The organism is Pusillimonas noertemannii, from assembly GCF_003096595.1.
In the GTDB taxonomy this organism is placed as follows: domain Bacteria; phylum Pseudomonadota; class Gammaproteobacteria; order Burkholderiales; family Burkholderiaceae_B; genus Pusillimonas; species Pusillimonas noertemannii.
The window spans coordinates 85,546-105,673 of sequence record NZ_QEKO01000006.1; the positions used below are offsets into that span (position 1 = coordinate 85,546).

21 protein-coding genes and 1 pseudogene are annotated in these 20,128 nt (G+C 64.1%); 13 read left to right on the forward strand and 9 right to left on the reverse strand.

Features of this window, described 5'->3' with window-relative positions:
- Window positions 1–39: 39 nt before the first annotated feature.
- The 3 genes from C7440_RS16750 (at window position 40) to C7440_RS16760 (ending at window position 3,503) form a co-directional block, all read left to right on the forward strand.
- Complete coding sequence (locus C7440_RS16750) at window positions 40–1,326, forward strand: aromatic ring-hydroxylating dioxygenase subunit alpha (RefSeq protein WP_116519307.1); 1,287 nt, start codon at window positions 40–42, stop codon at window positions 1,324–1,326.
- Window positions 1,327–1,459: 133 nt separating this feature from the next.
- A complete protein-coding gene (locus C7440_RS16755; RefSeq protein ID WP_116519341.1) occupies window positions 1,460–3,112 on the forward strand; it encodes a methyl-accepting chemotaxis protein in 1,653 nt (550 codons plus the stop codon).
- A 160-nt stretch (window positions 3,113–3,272) separates the two neighbouring features.
- Window positions 3,273–3,503, forward strand: coding sequence for a hypothetical protein (locus C7440_RS16760; RefSeq protein WP_116519308.1), 231 nt, complete (start codon window positions 3,273–3,275; stop codon window positions 3,501–3,503).
- A gap of 88 nt (window positions 3,504–3,591) precedes the next feature.
- Here C7440_RS16760 and C7440_RS16765 read toward each other — a convergent pair whose 3' ends face one another.
- The 6 genes from C7440_RS16765 to C7440_RS16790 all read right to left on the reverse strand — a co-directional run bounded on the left by C7440_RS16765 (window position 3,592) and on the right by C7440_RS16790 (window position 9,033).
- On the reverse strand, window positions 3,592–4,374 hold the full coding sequence (locus C7440_RS16765) for an energy-coupling factor ABC transporter ATP-binding protein (protein WP_116519309.1): 783 nt from the start codon (window positions 4,372–4,374) through the stop codon (window positions 3,592–3,594).
- Window positions 4,367–4,978: an energy-coupling factor transporter transmembrane component T family protein gene (locus C7440_RS16770; protein WP_116519310.1), complete on the reverse strand. Its 612-nt coding sequence runs from the start codon at window positions 4,976–4,978 to the stop codon at window positions 4,367–4,369. The genes C7440_RS16765 and C7440_RS16770 overlap by 8 nt, the downstream gene beginning before the upstream one ends.
- Window positions 4,975–5,619, reverse strand: coding sequence for an energy-coupling factor ABC transporter permease (locus C7440_RS16775; protein WP_116519311.1), 645 nt, complete (start codon window positions 5,617–5,619; stop codon window positions 4,975–4,977). The genes C7440_RS16770 and C7440_RS16775 overlap by 4 nt, the downstream gene beginning before the upstream one ends.
- 24 nt (window positions 5,620–5,643) lie before the next feature.
- A complete protein-coding gene (locus tag C7440_RS16780) occupies window positions 5,644–6,126 on the reverse strand; it encodes an ABC transporter permease (RefSeq protein ID WP_243410958.1) in 483 nt (160 codons plus the stop codon).
- 82 nt (window positions 6,127–6,208) lie between these two features.
- On the reverse strand, window positions 6,209–6,913 hold the full coding sequence (locus C7440_RS16785; protein ID WP_116519312.1) for a DUF4198 domain-containing protein: 705 nt from the start codon (window positions 6,911–6,913) through the stop codon (window positions 6,209–6,211).
- Window positions 6,914–6,927: 14 nt separating this feature from the next.
- Complete coding sequence (locus C7440_RS16790; RefSeq protein WP_243410959.1) at window positions 6,928–9,033, reverse strand: TonB-dependent receptor; 2,106 nt, start codon at window positions 9,031–9,033, stop codon at window positions 6,928–6,930.
- A gap of 330 nt (window positions 9,034–9,363) precedes the next feature.
- Between C7440_RS16790 and nikR the strand changes: the two genes are divergently transcribed.
- On the forward strand, window positions 9,364–9,906 hold the full coding sequence (gene nikR / locus C7440_RS16795; protein ID WP_116519313.1) for a nickel-responsive transcriptional regulator NikR: 543 nt from the start codon (window positions 9,364–9,366) through the stop codon (window positions 9,904–9,906).
- Between the two features lie 90 nt (window positions 9,907–9,996).
- Here the strand turns inward: nikR and C7440_RS16800 are convergent, their stop codons facing one another.
- Complete coding sequence (locus tag C7440_RS16800; RefSeq protein WP_116519314.1) at window positions 9,997–10,899, reverse strand: LysR family transcriptional regulator; 903 nt, start codon at window positions 10,897–10,899, stop codon at window positions 9,997–9,999.
- A 135-nt stretch (window positions 10,900–11,034) separates the two neighbouring features.
- Between C7440_RS16800 and C7440_RS16805 the strand changes: the two genes are divergently transcribed.
- Window positions 11,035–11,793 (forward strand): SDR family NAD(P)-dependent oxidoreductase, encoded by a 759-nt coding sequence (locus tag C7440_RS16805; protein ID WP_017525088.1) that lies wholly within the window; start codon window positions 11,035–11,037, stop codon window positions 11,791–11,793.
- 66 nt (window positions 11,794–11,859) lie between these two features.
- Here C7440_RS16805 and C7440_RS16810 read toward each other — a convergent pair whose 3' ends face one another.
- Window positions 11,860–13,290 carry an aldehyde dehydrogenase family protein gene (locus tag C7440_RS16810; protein WP_116519315.1) on the reverse strand — a complete coding sequence of 477 codons (1,431 nt, stop codon included), beginning with the start codon at window positions 13,288–13,290 and terminating at the stop codon, window positions 11,860–11,862.
- Window positions 13,291–13,325: 35 nt separating this feature from the next.
- A complete protein-coding gene (gene fdxA / locus C7440_RS16815) occupies window positions 13,326–13,649 on the reverse strand; it encodes a ferredoxin FdxA (RefSeq protein WP_017525086.1) in 324 nt (107 codons plus the stop codon).
- Window positions 13,650–13,770: 121 nt separating this feature from the next.
- Between fdxA and C7440_RS16820 the strand changes: the two genes are divergently transcribed.
- The 8 genes and pseudogenes from C7440_RS16820 to C7440_RS16850 all read left to right on the forward strand — a co-directional run bounded on the left by C7440_RS16820 (window position 13,771) and on the right by C7440_RS16850 (window position 20,057).
- The gene (locus C7440_RS16820; protein ID WP_017525085.1) at window positions 13,771–14,565 is read left to right on the forward strand and encodes a TetR/AcrR family transcriptional regulator; all 795 of its coding nucleotides are present in this window, start codon (window positions 13,771–13,773) and stop codon (window positions 14,563–14,565) included.
- 287 nt (window positions 14,566–14,852) lie between these two features.
- Window positions 14,853–15,092, forward strand: a pseudogene (locus C7440_RS20325) (cysteine hydrolase family protein); the annotation flags it as partial.
- Window positions 15,017–15,376, forward strand: coding sequence for a cysteine hydrolase family protein (locus C7440_RS20330; RefSeq protein ID WP_371743508.1), 360 nt, complete (start codon window positions 15,017–15,019; stop codon window positions 15,374–15,376). The pseudogene C7440_RS20325 and the gene C7440_RS20330, both read left to right, overlap by 76 nt.
- Window positions 15,377–15,469: 93 nt before the next feature.
- Window positions 15,470–16,669 carry a substrate-binding protein gene (locus C7440_RS16830; RefSeq protein WP_116519316.1) on the forward strand — a complete coding sequence of 400 codons (1,200 nt, stop codon included), beginning with the start codon at window positions 15,470–15,472 and terminating at the stop codon, window positions 16,667–16,669.
- Window positions 16,670–16,694: 25 nt separating this feature from the next.
- Window positions 16,695–17,444: an ABC transporter ATP-binding protein gene (locus tag C7440_RS16835; protein WP_116519317.1), complete on the forward strand. Its 750-nt coding sequence runs from the start codon at window positions 16,695–16,697 to the stop codon at window positions 17,442–17,444.
- Window positions 17,428–18,135, forward strand: coding sequence for an ABC transporter ATP-binding protein (locus C7440_RS16840; RefSeq protein WP_116519344.1), 708 nt, complete (start codon window positions 17,428–17,430; stop codon window positions 18,133–18,135). Before C7440_RS16835 ends, C7440_RS16840 begins: the two co-directional genes overlap by 17 nt.
- 15 nt (window positions 18,136–18,150) lie before the next feature.
- Window positions 18,151–19,005 (forward strand): ABC transporter permease subunit, encoded by an 855-nt coding sequence (locus tag C7440_RS16845; protein ID WP_116519318.1) that lies wholly within the window; start codon window positions 18,151–18,153, stop codon window positions 19,003–19,005.
- A 2-nt stretch (window positions 19,006–19,007) separates the two neighbouring features.
- Window positions 19,008–20,057 carry a branched-chain amino acid ABC transporter permease gene (locus C7440_RS16850; RefSeq protein WP_116519319.1) on the forward strand — a complete coding sequence of 350 codons (1,050 nt, stop codon included), beginning with the start codon at window positions 19,008–19,010 and terminating at the stop codon, window positions 20,055–20,057.
- The last annotated feature ends 71 nt before the right edge of the window (window positions 20,058–20,128 follow it).

The following is a 20,128-nucleotide window of genomic DNA, read 5'->3' on the forward strand; positions in this document are numbered from 1 at the left end:
TCCCAAGGGATTCTCATTATTGCCGCGAGGAGATCAAGCATGGCAACGAAACATGAACAGAACGAACTGCTGACACGCACGGGCGCCGGCACGGCGATGGGCGAGCTGTTTCGCCGCTACTGGATACCGGCGCTGCTGTCCGAAGAACTTCCGGAGCCCGACTGTGCGCCGGTGCGTGTGCAACTGCTTTCCGAGCGGCTGCTGGCGTTTCGCGACAGCAGCGGCCGGCTGGGCCTGGTGGACGAGTTCTGCGCGCACCGGGGCGTGTCGCTCTGGTTCGGGCGCAACGAAGAAGACGGCCTGCGCTGCCCCTACCATGGCTGGAAGTACGACGTCACGGGCCAGTGCGTCGACGTGCCTTCCGAGCCGGTTGAAAACGGCTATGCCACGCGCATCAAGCTCAAGTCGTATCCGCTGATCGAGCGCGGCGGGGTGTTGTGGACCTACATGGGCCCGCCCGAAATGCAGCCCGAGCCGCCCGAGTTCGAGTTCTGCACCGTGGCGCCCGAGCGCAGCTACGTTTCCAAGCGCTTCCAGGACTGCAACTACCTGCAGGCCATGGAAGGCGGCATCGATTCCAGCCACGTGTCCTTCCTGCACAGCGGCGCGCTCAACCACGATCCGCTGTTCAAGGGCGCCAAGGGCAACCAGTACAACCTGGGCGACTACAAGGTCAAGTTCGAGGTGGTCGAGTCCAAGGGCGGCCTGCTGATCGGCGCGCGCCGCAATGCCGAAAACGGCAACTACTACTGGCGCATCACGCAATGGGTCATGCCCTGCTTTACCGCCATTCCGCCGCGCGGTGACCATCCCATCCACGGCCACTTCTGGATTCCCATCGACGACGACACCTGCTGGGCCTGGAGCTACGACTATCATCCCACCCGCGCCCTTACGCCTGAAGAGCGCCAGGCGATGGAAGACGGCAAGGGCATTCACGTCAAGCTCATTCCCGGCACATTCATTCCCGCGCAAAACAAGGACAACGACTATCTCATGGACCGTGCCGCCCAGAAGGCCGGCACCACTTACAGCGGCATCGAGGGCATAGGCATCCAGGACGCCTCGCTGCAGGAAAGCATGGGCGCCATCGTCGACCGCAGCAAAGAGAACCTGGTGGCTACCGACAGCGGCATCATCATGGCGCGGCACCGCCTGCGCAAGGCGGCGATGGAGCTGCAAAAGGGCATACAGCCGCCGGGCCGCGACCTGGACGAGCAGAAAGTGCGTTCGGCCTCGATCGTGCTGCCGCCCGACGCGGTGTTCAAAGAGGCCGCCAAAGAAGCGCTCATCGCCAAGCCGGACGTGCCGGCAGCTTCGGTGTAGAACAAGACAAAATGGGTTGGGCCGCCGCGATGGCGGCCCTTTTTTGTCCGAGGCTGCATTGACAGGATGCCGAATGGGGGGCTTCTTTCTAAAGAAGAAGCGGAAGAAAAATGAAGAAGAGGAGGAGGGGACAATGAAATGGTTCTATGACTTGAGAATCTCGACGAAGCTGCTCGTGGCTTTCGTGGCGGTGCTGGTGCTGACGGTGCTGCTCGGCGTGTTTGCGGTGGTGCAACTGGCCCGCGTGAACCAGTCGGCGGTGGAGATGCAATCGGTATGGCTGCCCCGCAGCAACGCAGCCATGGAGATCCAGTCCGACCTGGCGCGCTTCAACAGCATCGAGCTGCAGTACGCGTATGCCGCAGGAGGCGCCGATATGCAGCGGTACGAGTCCAGCATCAACGAAGTGCTGGCCGATTTCGACAAAGTGCGTCAGCGCTACCAGCCGCTGCTGGTGGACGAACAGTCCCGGACGTTGTTCCAGCAGCTCAACGACGAGTTTGGCCAATACATGGCGGTACACCAGCGCGTTTTCCAGCTGATTCGCGATGAGCAAAGCTGGGACGTTCCCACCGTGCTGAAAAGCGACGAGATGGCCGCCATCCACCAGAGCATGGATGCGGCGGTCGAGGGGCTGATACAGATCAATCAACAGGGCGTGGACGCGGCGGCGCAGGCCGGCCAGGCGCTGTATGCCCAGTCGCGCATGTGGATAGGCGCGGCGCTGGCGGGCGCAATCGTGCTGGGCCTGTTCCTGGCATTGTGGGTGGCGCGCACCGTATCGCGGCCCTTGAACCAGGCGGTTGAAATGGCCCAGCGCGTCGCCCAGGGCGACCTGACGGCGCGGCTGCACGCCACCTCGCGCGATGAGACCGGGCGGCTGATGCAGGCGCTGCAGGAAATGAACAGCAGCCTGACCCGCATCGTGGGACGCGTGCGCCAGGGCACCGAAAGCATTGCCACGGCTTCCAGCCAGATTGCCGCCGGCAATGCAGATCTTTCCCAGCGCACCGAAGAGCAGGCGGCCTCGCTGGTGCAGACCGCCAGCTCCATGGAAGAGCTCACCTCTACCGTCAAGCACAATGCCGACAGCGTGCACCAGGCCAACGAACTGGCCAGGGCGGCGTCCGGCGAGGCCGTGGCCGGCGGCCGGGTGCTGTCGCAGGCGGTGGACACGATGGCCCTGATCCACGCCTCCTCGCGCAAAATCGTGGACATCATCGGCGTCATCGACGGCATCGCCTTCCAGACCAACATCCTGGCCCTGAATGCCGCCGTCGAGGCGGCGCGGGCCGGCGAAGAAGGCCGCGGCTTCTCGGTGGTGGCGTCCGAGGTGCGCACGCTGGCGCAGCGCAGCGCGGCGGCGGCCAAGGAAATCAAGGCGCTGATCGACGATTCGGTGAAGAAAGTGCAGGCCGGCTCGCAACTGGTCAACGATGCGGGCGACACCATGAACGGCATTGTGGCCAGCGTCGAGCGCGTGGCCTCCATCATGGCCGAGATCACGGCGGCCAGCCAGGAGCAGGCGTCGGGCATCGAGCAGGTGAACCGGGCCGTGGCGCAGATGGATACCGTCACCCAGCACAATGCGGCGCTGGTGGAACAGGCCGCCGCCGCCACGGCATCGCTTCGTGATCAGGCCGATGGCCTGGCGCAGGCGGTGGGAGTGTTCAGGCTGGCGCAGGAAGAAGACGAAGCGCCCGAGTCGCGCTATGTGGCCCGGCTTCCGGCGGATTCCGGCGAAGACAGCGGCCCGCCGCTGGTGTTGTCATACCAGCCGGCATGACGTAGATTTTTGCAGCGCAAAAGCGGGTCGATCCGCCGGGCTCCCGGGCGGTTGATGACGGTGCATTTCATCATGTGCCGTCATAGCGCCTGGCGTTCCGCATAGAGGTATGCTACACTGCACCGCAACATTCCCTAGTATTGTTGTGTAGGAGTAGCATATGTCCGTCGTTACCATCGACGACACCGCCGGCGTGTCACGGGGCAAGGCGACCAGCCTGGTCTCAATCGCGGCCACTCTTTTTGTCCTGATCCTCAAAGAGTTCAAGCATGCCCTCGGCCAGGGCGAACCCCTGGGCATCATTCAGTCTCAACTGGCTTCCAAAACCGGCAACGCCATCGTGTACGAGTGCGACAGCTGGATAGGCTGGACGAGCAAGAACCTGGATTAAGCCATGAACGCGACCGGGCCGGCCTGCTGGCCGACCTGGGTGAATCAGGCCCTGCGGCTTGGCGGGGCGGCTGGCACCATGCCGTTCGTCACGAGCTTTCCCATTCGTGCCCATGCAGATGCGAGTGTTCGCCGCCCGCATGACGGTGGCGATGCCGGTGGGCCAGATTGCAGCGTTCCAGCAGCTCCATGTCGCGCATGGCCGGGCCTATGGGCCCATCGTAAGCCAGCCGGCCGTTCTCGCCCAGCACCAGGCAGCGCGATCCGAATTCGGCCGCCATCGACAGGTTGTGGGTGCTGACCACCACGGTGGCCGCCGTATCCAGCAAAAAATCCACCAGCCAGCCCACCGAGCGCGGGTCCAGGCTTGCCGACGGCTCGTCCATCAGTATGACCTTGGGTTCCAGTATCAGTATGCTGGCCAGGGCCACTTTCTGCTTCTGCCCGCCGGACAATGTGAACGGAGGCTTGTCGAGCAGGGTTCGCAGGCCGAGCTGGTCGGCCCACCACGCTACCCGCTCGTCGATGTCGTCCCAGCCCAGGCGGCGGGGGCCGTAGGCGATCTCGTCGCGCACAGTGGGGTTGAACAGCATGGCCTCGGGGTGCTGGAACAGCAGCACCACCTCTTGGCGGAAGCGGCGCAGCCATTGACGGTCTGCCATGCTGGCCTTGTCGATGGGATGGCCATGGTAATGGTAGCTGCCGTGGCTGGGGACCACCAGGCCGTTGAGCAGCTTGAGCAAAGTCGACTTGCCGCTGCCATTGGCCCCCAGCAGCACGGTCTTCTCGCCGGGCTGCAGGGCAAGCGAAATATCCGCCAGGGTTTCCCGGGAATCGGGCCAGCCGAATCCCACTGCTTGCAGTTCAATCATCGAAACATCCCCTCGAACGCATCGCCATGGCGGTGTCGGCGGCGCCGCACACCGATTTGTCCAGCAGGTGGCCCGCCTGCGCGGCGGCATGGCGCCCGCGCGAGGCAAGACTGGCGCGCACGGGGTTGCGGCTGACGAAGGCCAGCCGGAAGTTGCGTATGATGCGCGTGAAAGTACCTATCTGGCCCACGGCCAGCGTAGCGACGAACGCCAGCGTGCGCGAAAACGCCAGTGCGCGCAGTACATTGACGCGGCTGATGAACCAGAAGCCCAGGAAGACCAGCAGCACGACGCGCAGATTGATCATGAGCAGATAGCGGCCCGAGTACCCGCCCTGCCACCATGCCACCAGCACATAGCCCGCGCTGACGGCCAGGTTGAAGGCCAGTACGGCCAGCACGGTACGGCGCAACAGGCGCCAGCGCGTTGGTCCGGCGGCGGCGACGGCCATGGCCAGTGCGGCGGCCAGCCAGGCGGGCTCGTGTACGAAGGTGACGCCCACCACACTGGCCAGATAGGCCAGCAGCCAGCCCTGGGCCAGGCGGCCTTCATCGGGCATGCGCGGGCGCGGCGCGGGAATTCTTTGCAGGGTTTGAGTCTTCATGCGGGACACCAGTTGCGCTTGCGCGCAAAACGCCATACGAACAATGTAAGCAGGGCTTCGCCCACGCCGATCAAGGCGTGCGGCAGCAGCACGGCCGGCAGGACGATGGAAAAGCCGAAGGGAAAGAACAGCGGCGTGCCGTCGGCGCCATGGGCGACAAGTGGCTGCGCCCCCAGTACCAGCGCCACCGCCAGGCCCGAGACCATGACCGACAGCCAGGCCGCCGCCGCGACCGCCAGCGCATCGCTGACGTTGTGCAGGACCCGGTAGACGCCGACCGCCGACCAGGCGCCCAGCAGCCCCATCGCCAGCGCATTGACCGGCAGGGCGGTGATGCCGCCTGCGCCGAACAGCAGAGATTGCAGCAACAGCACCAGGCTGTACGAAAGAAAGGCCAGGCGTGGACCGAACAGCAGGGCCAGCATGGCGACGCCCAGCGCATGGCCCGACGTGCCGCCGGGTATGGGCACCATGATCAGGCCCAGGCCGTAGGCCAGCGCGGTCATGGCGGCCAGCTTGGGCACGGTCTGTTCGTCCAGGCTTTGACGCAATCCGCGCGCGGCCCAGTACCACGCGGCCGCTGCCACGCCGTAAGCCGGCAGATAGGTTTGAGGAGAGAGGAAGCCGTCGGGAATGTGCATGCGCTAGCCTTGCGGTGGGCCCGTTCAGGGCCTGTTTTTTTGCCGAATGAACAGTTGCCATCCCGCGAACAATGCCAGGATGGCAGCCAGGCCGATCAGCAGCTTTGCGGGCCTGCCGAGCGTGTCCGTTGCGATTGCCGGGCTGTCGGCCGTGCTTTCCGGCGAGGCCGCGGGTACCTTGAAGCGCAGGTCCACGCCGTGCCCGTCGGCCGAAAAGGCGCGCAGCCTCATGGTTGCTTCCTCTCCGGGCAGGAAGACGACGCGGCCCTGCGAGTCGGTGCGGCCGGTCTGCACGGGCGTGGCGCCCCGGCCCGCGTAGAGCTCGTAGGTTTCATAGGAAAACGGTTCACCGTCGGAGTACTGCAGCGTGACCGTCACGGCCTGCTGGCGCTGGACCTGGTTCACGACTTCGTGCGCCTGTGCGGGGGCGGCAAGCAGCAAGGCCATGGCGGCCATGGCCGCGTAGCGGGGAATACGGTTGCGCGCCAGGGTGGGCAGCTTTATCAAGACAGGGCTCCTTCTGGCCTTTGCGCCTTGATGGTCAGCTATTTGCGTGCTCATGCGACTGCCCTTTTAGTGCTAACAGGCCCTACTGGACCTGGAAGATCAGATTGGCCGAGGCCGAGTATTCATCGGCCTTGGGGTCGCCCTGCAGGGCCTGCTTGTGCACGATCGACCATGCCTGCCGGCCGGACTCGACGGGCAGGCTGGCCTTGCCCTGGGCATCGGTGGACACCGGCTTTTCATCGTCGTGTCCGCGCATCAGCCTGGCATTGGGCAGGGGCTTGCCGTCCCACAGTACCTGCACCGGCAGGGCGTCGCCGGCCTTGGGCGCCTGCGCCGACAAGGGAAGGATTTCCAGCCGCTGGCCGTGGGCCGTGGCCGCGGCGGGGCTGAAGCCCAGCACGGTCTTGCTGAACTTGACCACGTGAGCGCCGCTGAGCGCGCCTTCGGCCTCGTTCTTGGGAAGATTGACCGACCCCTTGGTGGTCTTGCTCCAGTAGCCGTTGTCGAACTCCAGCGTCAGCACGGCGGGATCGCCTTGTACTGTGAAGCGAACGCCTTTGTCCGTGTCTTGGCGTGCTGTCTGCAGGGCTTGGCCCTGCAGGTCGAAGGCAGAGACCTGGCGTACCTTGTCGTTGACGTAGTTTTCCTGCTTGCCCTGGTGCCCGTACACGACGGCATAGCCGCCTTCCTGGGCAACCGGCCAGGCATCGTGAGCCTGCGCGGCGGGCAGGGCGACGGCCGCGCTGGCGAGTATCGACAAAGAGAGTGTGCGTATCAGTTGTTTCATGTCGTTGTACCGGGTCAGAGATTGAGGTTGACGCCCACCATGAAGCTGCGGGGCGCGGCGGGGGCGTACAGCTGCTGCCCGCCCATGATGAAGGAGTTGGTACTGTACTGCCGGTTGGTCAGGTTGTTGACGGCCAGGTAGAAGCGCTGGTTCTGGCCCCAGAACTTGCGTTCGTACGAGATGGTCAGGTCGGCAACCGTAAAGCCGTCGAGCGTTTTCGAGCCGTCGGACGACACGGGGTAGCCCGAGTTGTGCTGCAGGGCCAGGTCAGCCGCCCAGCCGTTGTCGAACCGGTAAGTGCCGCGCAGCAGGGCGGTGCGCCTGGGTACGCTGGGCACGGCCTGGCCTTCGATGGAGGGGTCGGCGTGCTGAAGCACCTTGGTGTCCATCCAGGTCAGGGCCGCCGAAAGGTCGAAATTGCGGGTCACGGCGTAGCCGAGGTCCAGCTCGATGCCCTGGCGGCGGGTCTTGCCGAAGTTCTCGTACACGCCGCCTCCCAGGCTGCGCACTTCGTTCGAGGTGTCGATGCGGAACAGCGCGGCGTCGACGAACAGGCCGTCCAGCGGCTTCAGCGTGATGCCGGCTTCGACCTGGCGCAGTACGGTGGGGTCCAGCGACTGGCCGTTGGGGCCGTAGCGGGCGTCTGAAGGCGGAAGCTGGAAACCCTCTGAATAGCTGAGTCGCGTATCGACCACGGACGACCAGGTGGACCGGATGCCTATCTTGGGGCTGGCGTGCGTATAGCGGGGCATGTCTCCACAGGTGGTGCCGCCCAGTATCTCGTCGGACCTGGCGTGGCAGTCGCCGGTCATGCTGTCGTAGCGCAGCCCAAGAATGGGGCGGAACATGGGCGAGAGGTTCCACTCGGCCTGCCCGTAGACCGAGAAAGCCTTGCTGCCGTAGTCGCGGTCCAGGTAGGGCAGCGTGCCGCCGGTGGTCAATGGTGTGTTATGGCGGTTGTCCAGGCCGTCGCGAAAGTTGTAGCGGGTGGATTCATCGACGTATTCAGTGCCCAGGATCCAGTTCAGGTCGCTGCCGGCCACGGTGTTCAGGCCATTGAGGCTGACGCCCGCGCCCAGGACGTCGCGGTCATAGTCTTCTTCGCGCTGGCGCCATTCCGCCGCCGAGACGGGCCGGCTGAACGAGCGGGTGAAGGTCTGGCGCGTGAAGTAGCCATAGGCCAGCAGGTCGATATCTTGGGTCAGCGGCGTGCTGAGGTCTATGCGGCCGGTGTAGAAATCTTTCTTGCCGCCGTCGTTCTGCACGCGGGGGTCCTTGTCGAAGCGGCGGCCGGAACTGTTGTTCTGTTCTTCGGTGATATAGCTGGCCGAATCCCACCTGCCCTGGTGCGCCCGGCCCGAAATGGCCAGGGTGGTGTCGCCGCCCAGCTTGAAGCCGAGCCGGCCGGCCACTGTGCCCTGCTCTGTCTTCGACTGTTGTCGGAAGCCGTCCGAACGATACAGCTGGGCGGCGAAGTTGCCTTCGTGGCCGTCGCCCAGCGGGACGCCCAGGGCGCCCTGCAGGTCGACCGTGCCGAACGAGCCCGCCTTGAGGTCGAGCTCGCGATAGTCGCCGCCCTTGCGTGATTCGAAGGCGATGGTGCCGCCGCGGTTGTAGTTGCCGTACAGGGCCGACGAAGGCCCTTTGAAGACCGTCATTTTCTCGAGTTCGAGCGGAATGATGACGTTCTGGTCGACATAGCCGTCGGCGTGCGACATGGCTTCATTCAGGGGGATGCCGTCGATGACCATGCCGATGTCGCCGCCGTGGCCGCCATTGGCGAAGCCGCGCATGACGAGGTTGTCGGCCACGCCGCCCAGGCCCAGGCCATTGACCGACATGCCCGGCACTTCGCGGAACAGCTCCTGAATGTTGCCCACGTGGCGTTCGCGTATGGTGTCCTGCTCGATGACATTGGCGGTGAAGCCCGAGGTTTCGGGGGCGAAGCGCTGGCCCTTGACGACGACCTGGCTGAGCTGGACGGGCGAGGCCTGGGCCAGCTGGATCGCCGCGTCGGCATCCGCGGTATCGGCGGCGTGGGCGCTGGCGGCGGAAAGGGCGGCGCCGGCGGCCAGGATGGCAAGGCGTAGGGGCGTAAGGTGCAGCAAGAATGTCTCCATTATTGTTCGGGCTTCGCTCGCGGCGTCTGCTTTTGCGTCATTCCGGCGTTTCCCCCGCAACAGTAAGAAGAAAATATTTTTCTTCTTACGCGGGCGCAAAATAAAAGCCAACGAATTGGCCTTTGCCGGGTGTTTCTGGCGCATCGAGCGGCGAAAATCTAGCAACGGCGGAACCGGTTTCTTTCGATCAGAAATTTTTAATTTCTGATATATGGAACGCAGTTCCTTTATATGGTTTAATCGTACCCAAGCCCTCACGTCGCGTCAAGCAGTTATTTATGCAGATTGCCTAAAATTTCATACGCAAAGACTCTCTTCAAAGGAAAGGACATGGAGCGTTTCACTATTTCCCTGGGCGCGGAACTGGCCCGCGAGTTCGACGAACTGATCCACGCGCGGGGATACCAGAACCGCTCCGAAGCGATGCGCGACATACTGCGCCAGCACATCGAAGAGCAGCGCCTGCGGGTTCGCGAGGCTTCGCATTGCGTGGCCAACGTCAGCTATGTGTACAGCCATCACGAGCGCGAGCTGGCTGATCGCGTCATCGCCCTGCAGCACCACTTCCACGACCTGACCATCGCCACCATGCACGTGCACCTGGACCACGATCAATGCATGGAAAGCCTGTTCCTGAAAGGGCCCGTGGACCGGGTGCGTGCCTGCGCCGATCGCCTTACCGCCGAAAGAGGGGTGCGGCATGGCGGCATGAACCTGGTGCCGGTGGAGATTCATACGCACAGCCATCCGCATTCATCGGGGGGCGGGCATGCGCATGACCACGGCCACGAGCATGATCATGGCGCGGAGCATACAGGGAACGAGGAAGCCGGCGCGGGCCAGCTGCACCAGCACACCCGGCCCAAATCCTAGTGTCCTGTTTGGTTAATTCGCGTACTTATCTTCGGCGCCTGGGCCGCCGTTGCGGATTTTGCGCGGCTGCCTTTTTAGCGTTAACAGGCTCTAAGCCGCGGCCAGGCAGGGGCGTACCACGCTTTCCAGCCATTCCATGAACACACGCACGCGTGGCGGTATGCGGCGGTCGGCGTAAAGCAGGGTCAGAGGCAGAGGCGCCGCCCGGTACCGGGGCAGCACCTCTATGAGATCGCCGCGCTTCAGGTGCGCTGCGCCGCCCAGCAAAGGCGCCTGGATCATGCCCAGGCCGGCCAGGCAGGCGGCCATGTAGGCGTCGGCATTGTTGACGGTAAGCACGCCGGCCATCTGCACGACACGATTGCGTCCGCCTTGCTGGTATTCCCAGCCCGCCGCACGGGCGCCCAGCACGCTGGAGTAGTGCACCAGGCGGTGGCGGGCGAGGTCTTGCAGCCGCCTGGGCGTACCGTGGCGGGCGAGATAGGCGGGGCTGGCGTAGTTGACCTGAACCATATGGCCCAGCAGGCGCCCGACCAAGGATGAATCGCGAGGCCCGCCGGCGCGCAGGACGCAGTCGAAGCCCTCGCGCACCACGTCGACCAGCCTGTCGGTGCTGCTCAGTTCGATGGACAGGCCCGGATGCGCCTGCAGGAACTCGGGCAAGCGGGGAATGACCAACTGGCGGGCCACACCCGAAGACATGTCGACGCGCAAGCGCCCGGACAGCGCCATGGGTGTGTTCCGGAACATGTCTTGCAGGTCGTCGAGCCCGGAAAGAAGCTCACGGCCCCGTTCATATGCGGCCTGGCCCTCTTGCGTCAGCTGTACCTGCCGGGTGGTTCGCTGCAACAGGCGTGCGCCCAGCTGGGCCTCGAGCTGCTGTACGGCCCTGGAGACCGTGGCGCGCGGCATGTTCAAGGCGAGTGCCGCCTGGGTAAAGCTGGCCAGCTCGGCCACTTTCACGAAGACCTGCAAGGCGTCCATGCGGTTCATGCCCTTGTCCTTATTATCCATACAGCAACAACAGTGTAGTGATGAATATACGATTTATTTGAAATACGGACATCAATAAACTGGCTTGCATGGGGCGCCGAAAGGCGGCGCCCGCCCTGACGAAAAGGAATCGACATGCAAGGCAAGATCGCACTCATCACCGGCGGCAGCCGCGGCCTGGGCCGCAACACCGCCATTCACATCGCCCGCCGGGGCGCCGACGTCATCCTTACCTATCGGGAAGGCGAACAGCAGGCGGCCGAGGCCGTGGCCGAGATAAGCGCACTGGGACGCCGCGCCGTGGCGCTGCGGCTGGACGTAGCCGATGCTTCAGGCTTCGCCGATTTTGCGCAAGGGGCCGCCCGGGAACTGGATACGCAGTGGCGGCGCGACAGTTTCGACTTCCTGGTCAACAATGCCGGCATGGGCGTGTATGCGTCCTATGCCGAAACCACGGCGCAGCAGTTCGATGACCTGGTGAACGTGCATTTCAAGGGGCCCTTCTTTCTTACGCAGGCCCTGCTTCCGCTTATCGCGGACGGCGGCCGCATCGTCAACATCTCCAGCGGCCTGGCCCGTTTTGCGCTGCCGGGCCATGCCGCCTATGCGTCGATGAAGGGTGCAATGGAAGTCCTGACGCGCTACCAGGCCAAAGAGCTGGGCGCGCGCGGCATCGCCGTGAATATCGTGGCGCCGGGGGCCATCGAAACAGATTTTGGCGGCGGCGCGGTACGCGACAACCCCGAGCTCAACAGCTATGTGGCGGGCAATACGGCAATGGGCCGGGCCGGGCTGCCGGACGATGTCGGCGGCGCCATCGCCGCCCTGCTGGGTGAAGGCAACCGCTGGGTGACCGCGCAGCGCATCGAGGTGTCGGGCGGGATGTTCCTGTAGGCTTGGCAGCCCGCTCGGGCGGGCGGCCCCCGCCGCCCCGGGGAAGCCGGGAGGGGGGGCGGCGGATCAGGCCGCCGTGTACGCGGTCTTGACGATGGTGAAGAATTCGCGCGCGTAGCGGCCTTGCTCGCGGGGCCCGTAGCTGGAACCCTTGCGGCCGCCGAAGGGCACATGGTAGTCGACGCCGGCCGTGGGCACGTTGACCATGACCATGCCCGCCTGCACCGACCGCTTGAAGTGGGTGGCGTGCTTGAGCGAGCGGGTGCAGATGCCCGAGCTCAGACCGAACTCGGTGTCGTTGGCCAGTGCCAGGGCGTGTTCGTAGTCGTCGGCCGGGATCACGCTGGCGACGGGGCCGAAGATCTCTTCCTGGGCGATGCGCATCGAGCTTGCCACGTCGGCAAAGACCGCGGGGCTGAAGTAGTAGCCCTCGGTGTCGCGCTGAAGGCGCTCGCCGCCGCACAGCAGGCGTGCGCCTTCCTGGCGGCCGATCTCGATGTAGGAAAGGTCTTGTTCAAGCTGCGAGGCCTCGCTGACCGGGCCGATCTGCGTGTCGGAGCGCAGGGCATGGCCTACGCGCAGGGCCTGGGTGCGATGGGTCAGTTCGCTGGTGAAGCGGTCGTAGATGCCGCGCTGGACGATGATGCGGCTGCTGGCGGTGCAGCGCTGGCCGGTGGAATAAAAAGCGCCCTGAATGGCGCAATCGAGCGCTACTTCGAGGTCGGCATCGTCGAGTACGACCAGCGGGTTCTTGCCGCCCAGTTCGAGCTGCACCTTTTTTTGCCGGGCGGCCGCCTGTTCAAGCACCTGGCGGCCGGTGGGCACCGAGCCGGTGAAGGTAATGGCTTCGACGCGAGGGTCTTCGATGAAGGCGGCGCCTACCACCGAGCCGCGTCCCATGACCAGGTTGAACACGCCGGCGGGCAGGCCGCTGCGGCTGATGATCTCGGCCAGCGCCCAGGCCGAACCCGGGACCAGGTCGGCCGGCTTGAACACCACGCAGTTGCCGTAGGCCAGGGCGGGCGCGATCTTCCAGGCGGGAATGGCGATTGGAAAGTTCCAGGGCGTGATGATGCCCACCACGCCGAGCGGCTCGCGCGACACCTCGACCTGTATGCCCGGGCGCACCGAAGCCAGCGCATCGCCTTCGATGCGCAGCGCTTCACCGGCGAAGAACTTGAATATCTGGCCCGCGCGGGCCACCTCGCCGATGCCTTCGGGCAGCGTCTTGCCTTCTTCGCGCGCCAGCAGTTCGCCCAATTCGTTCTTGCGCGCCAGCAGTTCGGTGCCGATCATGTCCAGAGCGTCGAAGCGCTGCTGCGGCGTGCTGAGCGACCAGGCGGGCCAGGCGGCCTGGGCCGACTCGAGCGCCATGTCGACGTCGGCGGCGCTGGCGCGCACATATTCGCCCACCACGTCGGAGAGGTCGGACGGATTGACGTTTTGCTGAACGTTGTCGCTTCCGGTCCATTGTCCGGCTATCCAGTTCTTGTGCATTATTCGGTTTCCCTGTGGGTGTGCGAAGGGCGGCTTCAGCGCTCGAGCTCGTCCAGCTTGCCCGTCTTGTCCTTCCAGTCGTCGGCGTCGGGCAGCGCGCCGACGCTGCGGGAGATGACTTCCCATTGCTGCGACAGCTCGGCATTGATTTCGATGAAGTGCGTCTGGTCCGCCGGCAGGTCTTCCTCGGCGTAGATGGCCTCGACCGGGCATTCTGCCACGCATACGGCGCAGTCTATGCATTCGTCGGGATCGATGACGAGGAAATTGGGGCCGGCATGGAAGCAGTCGACGGGGCAGACGTCGACGCAGTCGGTGTAGCGGCAGCGTATACAGGCTTCGGTGACGACGTGGGTCATGGGGAACCTATCAGAAATGGATGCGGACGATGTTTTTCGGCGTATCGTAGTGTATTCAATAAATGTAGTAAACACCAAATTTTTCGGTATTGACTACATTTTTATGTTGGGTAGAATCTGGATGAATCCGAACCTTGAAGCCCAGATGCCCATGGCCACCAACGCGCGCAAGAAAGCCCCCGTTCCTAAAAAAGCCCTTCATGCCGGGCCGGGCAAGGCTTCGATACATGTCGCCACCCAGGTGCGGGCGCATAAAACCCGCGAAGCCATACTGCGCGCAGCCACCCGCGTCTTTGCCCGCAACGGTTTCACCGACGGCAAGATCGAAAGCATCTCCAGCCTGTCGCGTACCCACGACCGCATGATCTACTACTACTTCGGCAGCAAGGCGCAGTTGTTCGTCGAAGTGCTTGAAGCGGCCTACGAAAAAATGAACGAGGCCGAAGAAAAAATCGACATCGACCTGAACGAGCCCATCGCGGCGCTGACCACGGTCGTGCACTTCGTGTGGCAATACTATCTCGACCACCCCGAGTTCATCACCCTGCTCAACAGCGAAAACCTGCTCAAGGGCCGGCACATCAAGAAGTCGGCGCGCGCCAGCCAGCTGTCCTCGCCCGCGGTGGCCATCTTGAACGACGTCCTGCGCTCGGGCGTCGAGCAGGGCCTGTTCCGCTCCGACAAGTCGGCGCGCGACCTCTACATCGAGATCGCCGCGCTGGGCTACTTCTACCTCTCCAACCGCTACACGCTCAGCGTCTTCCTCAACTCCGACCTGCGCGGCGAAGGCGAACTCGACCACTGGAAATCGGTCATCACCGACACCATCTTGCGCAGTGTCTTGCTCGTGCTGCCTGGCCAGGCAGGCACAGCGCTTCCGTCGGCCAACGGGCTCGCGCCACGGACGGGCGCGTAAGGCTTGCCAGCCGCTTTCCAGGAACGTTCCGTAGCAAAATAATGTAGCGAGTACTAAACAAATTAACGGCGTCGTGATAAGCTCATGCCACGTGCTCGCCAACGCGGCGCGATGAATAGATAAGAACGCGACGGGCGCAGTGTACTGGCCGGGCGCACGAAGGAGACAGCATGGCAAAGGGATTCGCCGAACACCGGAACGCCGACCAGCCCATGGGGCTCGACCCCCGGCACACGGCCGTTCTGGTCGTCGACATGATCAACGATTTCTGTACGCAAGGCGGGGCAATGGTACTGCCTGGGGCCGAAAAGCTGTACGGGCCGCAGAATGCCGTGATGCGCGCCGCGCGCGAGGCCGGATCTCCGGTGATCCACATTGTCGATACGCACCGTCCCAACATGGTTTGCGACCGCGAGTTCCTCAAGCGCACGCCGCATTGCATGGAGGGCGAATGGGGGGCGCAGATCGTCGACCAGATCGAACGCGGCCCGCGCGACTTCGTCGTGATCAAGCGGCGCTATTCGGGCTTCTTCAACACCGATCTCGATCTCACCCTCAAGGACCTGCAGGTCGACACCCTGGTCGTGATGGCGTGGTCACGAACATCTGCGTGCGGTCTACCGTGCACGACGCATTCTTCCTGGGCTATCGCGTTGTGGTGCCGCAAGACTGCGTGGCGGCGACGGGGCCTCGCGAACAGGCCTCTTCGCTGTACGACATCGCCACCCATTTCGGGGTGGTCAGCACGGCCGATTCGACCATGGCGGCGCTTTCCTCTGGTTCGCCGGTCGAAGTCCTGAACTGCGAATGAGCCTGGGCGGGGCGCGCGTCGACGTCGCACGCCGCTTCCCGCCCTTGCGCAGCATCGATATCAAATCAAAACAGCCACACTGGAGACAAAATCATGACCCAAGACAAGGAAAGCCTTGCATTTGCACGACGCCGCGGCCTGCTGCTGGGTTCAGCCGGACTGGCGGTGGGTGCCGCGGCGGGCTGGCCCCGCATCGCGTCCGCGGCCGAACCCATCAAGGTCGGCATCCTCCAGCCGTTTTCGGGCGGGCTGGAAGCGCTGGGCGAGCAGGGCGGCCAGGCCACGCGCCTCGCCCTGGACGAGGCCAATGAGGCGGGCGGCGTACTGGGCGGGCGCAAGTTCGAATACATACGCGCCGACACCAAGACCGACCCCAAGACAGCGGTGGAGCGCACCAACGAGCTGATCCGGCGCTACAAGGTCAACGCCATCATAGGCCCCGTCACCAGCGCCGAGCGCGATGCCATCCGCCCCTTGGTCGAGCGCTACAAAACGCCTCTGCTTTACGCCACCGATTATGAGGGCGGCACCTGCAGCCGCTACATCACCCTGTACAGTTCGGTGCCCGACCAGTGGGTGGACACATTCATTCCCTATGTGGTCGAGCAGGGCGCCAAAAGCCTGTACCTGATCGGCAGCGATTATGTCTGGCCCCGAAAGATCAACGCCGCGGTCAGGGCCAATGCCCAGAAGGGCGGCGCCAATGTGGTCGCCGAAGAATACGCGCCATGGGGCGTGAAGGACTACACGGGCACGCTGCGCAAGATCTCGTCATCCGGAGCCGACATGGTGGTGATTTCCATTGTCGGCGCCGATGCGATTACCTTTGTCAAGCAGTTCGCCGCGGCGGGCCTCAAAGACCGCATCAAGCTCGCGTTCTTCGGGTTCAGCGAGAACTACCTGGCCGGCCTGACCCGCGACGAGTCCGAGGGCATTCTTACGGCTTGCAACTTCACCGAGGCGCTCGACAAGCCCGAGGCCAAAGAGCTGGTGCGCAAGATGCGCGCCAAGTACGGCGAGAAGGCGATCGTCAGCAATACGGTCGACGCCCACTACACGATGACGCGCTTCTACATCGAAGCCATAAAGCGCGCCGGCAGCGACGACAAGGAGGCTGTCACCGACGCCATCGTGGGCCACAGCCTGATGTCCGGCAACGGCGAGGTGATGCTGCGCGCCAGCGACCGCCATGCCGACTTGAACATCCTGATCGCCCAGGCGCAGGATGGCCGCATGGCCGTGCTGAAGGACATCGGGCGCGTGGTGGCATCTCCGCAGTGCGACAAGGCTTGAGCAACCGCAAGGTATAGAGGCGCACATGCTTGAAGTCCATTCCATCGTCAAACGGTTCGGCGGCATCACCGTGCTCAATGAATTGTCGCTGTCGCTGCAGGCCGGCAGTGTCAATTGCATCATCGGCCCCAATGGCTGCGGCAAGACCACCCTGTTCAATGTCCTGACGGGGCGGCTGCGCCCCGAGGGCGGACGGGTGCTGCTCGAGGGCCGCGACATTACCGGCCTGCCGGCGTGGCGCATCGCCCAGCTGGGCATGACCCGGAAGTTCCAGATACCCGGCGTCTATCCCGAGCTGACGGTGGCCGAGAACCTGATCGTCCCGCTTGCCGCTTCGAACCGGCGCGCGGGCATGCTGGCGACCTTGTTCGCCAAAAGTGAAGACAGGCTGCACGCGCTGCTGGATTTGTGCGGGCTCGAGGGCAAGGCCGAATACAAAGTGGCGGCGCTGGCTCATGGCGAGAAGCAGTGGCTGGAAATCGCAATGCTGCTTGCCGTCGATGCCGACCTGATCCTGCTGGACGAGCCCACCGCGGGTATGTCGGTGCCGGAAACCCAGAAGACCGCAGAGCTGGTCAAGCGCCTGCGGACCGAGTTTGGCAAGACGGTGCTGGTCATCGAGCACGACATGAGTTTTGTCAGGGCGCTGGACTGCCACCTGATCGTCATGCTGCGCGGCCAGGTCGTGCGCGAAGGCCGCCTCGAAGACATCCAGACCGACCCCGAAGTGATCGCGGCCTATCTCGGAGGAGCCGTCCATGCTGAAAGTGAGTGAAGTTGTTGCGGGCTACCAGGCGGGAAGCCGGGTCCTGGACGGGTTCTCCATGCATGTCCAGCCCGGCGAGATCGTGGCCCTGCTGGGCCGCAATGGCATGGGCAAGACCACCTTCCTGAAAGCCCTGATGGGGCATGTGGCGGTTTCCGGCGGTTCCCTCAGCCTGGACGGCGAAGAAATCGGGGGCCTGAAACCCTACGAGGTCGCTCGCCGCGGCGTGGGCTACGTGCCTCAGGGACGCGAGATTTTTCCCGACTTCACCGTCGAGGAGAATCTGCTGATGGGCCTGCTGGGGCGCCCCGACCTGCCCAGCGAGGTACCCGACTGGGCCTTCGAAATCTTTCCCATATTGCACGAGCGCCGCAAGCAGCGGGGCGGCAGCATGTCGGGCGGGCAGCAACAGCAGCTGGCCATCGTCCGGGCCCTGGTGGGCCGGCCCAAGCTGCTGCTGCTGGACGAGCCTTCAGAAGGCATACAGCCCAACATCGTGCAGGAAATCGGCCAGGTGCTCAGGCGTATTGCCCGCGACGAGGGGCTGACGGTGCTGCTGGTCGAGCAGAACATGGAGCTGGTGTTGGGCATGGCCCAGCGTTGCCTGTTCATGGAGAACGGTGCGATCGCCTACGAGACGGACGAAGTGCAGAAGCTGCGCACCGACCCGGCGCCCATTCATCGATACCTGTCGGTTTAGAACTGGAGCATTAGCATGAACTTTGCCATCGGACTGGGGCTGGATACGCTCAGTTTCTCGCTTAGCCTGCTGCTGGTCAGCCTGGGCCTGGTCATTATCTTCGGCCTGATGAACGTCATCAACATGGCCCACGGCGAGTTTTTTCTGTTGGGGGCCTACAGCGTGGTGGCGGTGCAGCAACTGCAGCTGCCCTACTGGGCGGCGCTGATCGTGGCGCCCGTCGCGCTGGCCCTGGTCGGGCTGGTGCTCGAGCAGTTGATCATCCGGCACGTCTACCACCGGTTCATCGACACCATCCTGGCGACCTGGGGCATCTCCATCGTGCTCAAGCAACTGATCATCATCGGCTTTGGCCCGACCTCGCAGAGCATCGTCAATCCCTTGCCCGAGCCGGTGCACATCCTGGGCGTCGTTTATCCCTCGTTCCGGCTGTTCATCATGGGGGCGGCGCTGGCTGTCAGCATCGCCACTTTCTGGGTGTTCTACCGCTCGAATCTGGGTCTCGCCATCCGGGGGGTGATCGCCAACCGCGCCATGGCCGCCTCCCTGGGCCTGAACACCCGGCGCATGGACCGCTGGACCTTCGCGTTTGGAGCGGCCCTGGCAGGGTTCGCCGGTGCGGTCATGGCGCCCATCATGAGCGTCGACCCGCAAATGGGCGGGGGCTTTCTCATTCCCGCCTTCCTGTCGATCATGGTCGGAGGCGTCTCCCACCTGTTCGGCGTTGTGCTGGGTGTCGGCCTGATCGGCAGCACCAGCACGGTGATTTCCTCGCTCGATACGCAGCTGGCCGCGCAGATCGCCGTGTTCCTGCTGGCCATCGTCATCATCCGCCTGTGGCCCGAAGGCCTGATCACAAGGAAGCGCTAACCATGATGAACACTCGTTATCTGGGCGCCGGCCTGACCGTGGCCGTGTGGGCGGGGCTGATGGCGGTGCCGCTGTTCGCCGACGAATGGAGCGTCAGCCAGCTCGGACAGTACGTGACCTACGGCATCCTGGCCATGAGCCTGTCCTTCATCTGGGGGCAGGTCGGCATCCTTTGTTTCGGCCAGGCCATCTTCTTCGGCCTGGGCGGCTATCTCATGGGCCTGACCACGCTCGAACGCTTCACCTGGTTCGGCGGGTCGCAGGCGGCGGGCCTGCTGCTGGCCACGCTGGGCCCCGCGCTGGCCGCCTACATACTGGGTAAATTGCTGTTTGTCGGCCGTGGCTTGTCGGGTGCTTTTTTTGCCATCGTGACATTGTGCGCGGCCTTCATCGTCGAGATCAGCGCCCAGCACATCGACTTCATCGGCGGTTTCGACGGCCTGTTGGGCGTGCCGCCGCTGACGGCAAGCTGGCGGGCCGGCGACGACATGCTGAGCACCAATGAAACCTTCTACGTCGTGCTGGCCTCCGCATTGCTGATCTACCTGGCCGTGCTGTTCATACAGCGCTCGCCGCTGGGGGTGGTCCTGGCCGCCATCCGCAACAACGACGAGCGCACGGCGTCCTTCGGCTATCGGACGACCGATTACAAGGTGCTGGCCTTCACGATTTCGGGCGCCATGGCCGGCTATGCGGGGGCGCTGTTCACGGCCCAGTTCGGCTTTGTCTCGCCGGCAGTGATCGGCACGGCCCTGTCCACCGAGGTATTGATCTGGGTCGCGGTCGGCGGACGCGCCGTCCTGATGGCGGCTTTCCTGGGCGTTGTGCTGGTACGCTCGGTGGAAAGCTTCCTGTCCTCCGCGCTGGGCCCATACTGGCTGTTGACCCTGGGCGGGTTCTTCGTCTTGACGGTGGTCGTCATGCCCGAGGGCATCTTCGGACGCCTGCTTCGGCTTCCGCTGCCCAAGGCCTGGCGCTCGCCGGGGGCGGGCCGGGTCACGGAGCCCGGGCAAGATCCGCTGAGCATGCGAAGAACGCCGGATTCAACATAGGGCCTGCCGACACTAAAAGGACGGCCGTACTGTCCTTTTAGTATTCACCGGCCTTAATCGAAAGAATCGTC

Bases quoted from the DNA above. Each gene is read 5' to 3' on its own strand.
- C7440_RS16750 (WP_116519307.1), top strand. From the start codon at position 40: ATGGCAACGAAACATGAACAGAACGAACTGCTGACACGCACGGGCGCC.
- C7440_RS16755 (WP_116519341.1), top strand. From the start codon at position 1,460: ATGAAATGGTTCTATGACTTGAGAATCTCGACGAAGCTGCTCGTGGCT.
- C7440_RS16760 (WP_116519308.1), top strand. From the start codon at position 3,273: ATGTCCGTCGTTACCATCGACGACACCGCCGGCGTGTCACGGGGCAAG.
- C7440_RS16765 (WP_116519309.1), bottom strand. From the start codon at position 4,374: ATGATTGAACTGCAAGCAGTGGGATTCGGCTGGCCCGATTCCCGGGAA.
- C7440_RS16770 (WP_116519310.1), bottom strand. From the start codon at position 4,978: ATGAAGACTCAAACCCTGCAAAGAATTCCCGCGCCGCGCCCGCGCATG.
- C7440_RS16775 (WP_116519311.1), bottom strand. From the start codon at position 5,619: ATGCACATTCCCGACGGCTTCCTCTCTCCTCAAACCTATCTGCCGGCT.
- C7440_RS16785 (WP_116519312.1), bottom strand. From the start codon at position 6,913: ATGAAACAACTGATACGCACACTCTCTTTGTCGATACTCGCCAGCGCG.
- C7440_RS16790 (WP_243410959.1), bottom strand. From the start codon at position 9,033: ATGGAGACATTCTTGCTGCACCTTACGCCCCTACGCCTTGCCATCCTG.
- nikR (WP_116519313.1), top strand. From the start codon at position 9,364: ATGGAGCGTTTCACTATTTCCCTGGGCGCGGAACTGGCCCGCGAGTTC.
- C7440_RS16800 (WP_116519314.1), bottom strand. From the start codon at position 10,899: ATGAACCGCATGGACGCCTTGCAGGTCTTCGTGAAAGTGGCCGAGCTG.
- C7440_RS16805 (WP_017525088.1), top strand. From the start codon at position 11,035: ATGCAAGGCAAGATCGCACTCATCACCGGCGGCAGCCGCGGCCTGGGC.
- C7440_RS16810 (WP_116519315.1), bottom strand. From the start codon at position 13,290: ATGCACAAGAACTGGATAGCCGGACAATGGACCGGAAGCGACAACGTT.
- fdxA (WP_017525086.1), bottom strand. From the start codon at position 13,649: ATGACCCACGTCGTCACCGAAGCCTGTATACGCTGCCGCTACACCGAC.
- C7440_RS16820 (WP_017525085.1), top strand. From the start codon at position 13,771: ATGAATCCGAACCTTGAAGCCCAGATGCCCATGGCCACCAACGCGCGC.
- C7440_RS20330 (WP_371743508.1), top strand. From the start codon at position 15,017: ATGGGGGGCGCAGATCGTCGACCAGATCGAACGCGGCCCGCGCGACTT.
- C7440_RS16830 (WP_116519316.1), top strand. From the start codon at position 15,470: ATGACCCAAGACAAGGAAAGCCTTGCATTTGCACGACGCCGCGGCCTG.
- C7440_RS16835 (WP_116519317.1), top strand. From the start codon at position 16,695: ATGCTTGAAGTCCATTCCATCGTCAAACGGTTCGGCGGCATCACCGTG.
- C7440_RS16840 (WP_116519344.1), top strand. From the start codon at position 17,428: ATGCTGAAAGTGAGTGAAGTTGTTGCGGGCTACCAGGCGGGAAGCCGG.
- C7440_RS16845 (WP_116519318.1), top strand. From the start codon at position 18,151: ATGAACTTTGCCATCGGACTGGGGCTGGATACGCTCAGTTTCTCGCTT.
- C7440_RS16850 (WP_116519319.1), top strand. From the start codon at position 19,008: ATGATGAACACTCGTTATCTGGGCGCCGGCCTGACCGTGGCCGTGTGG.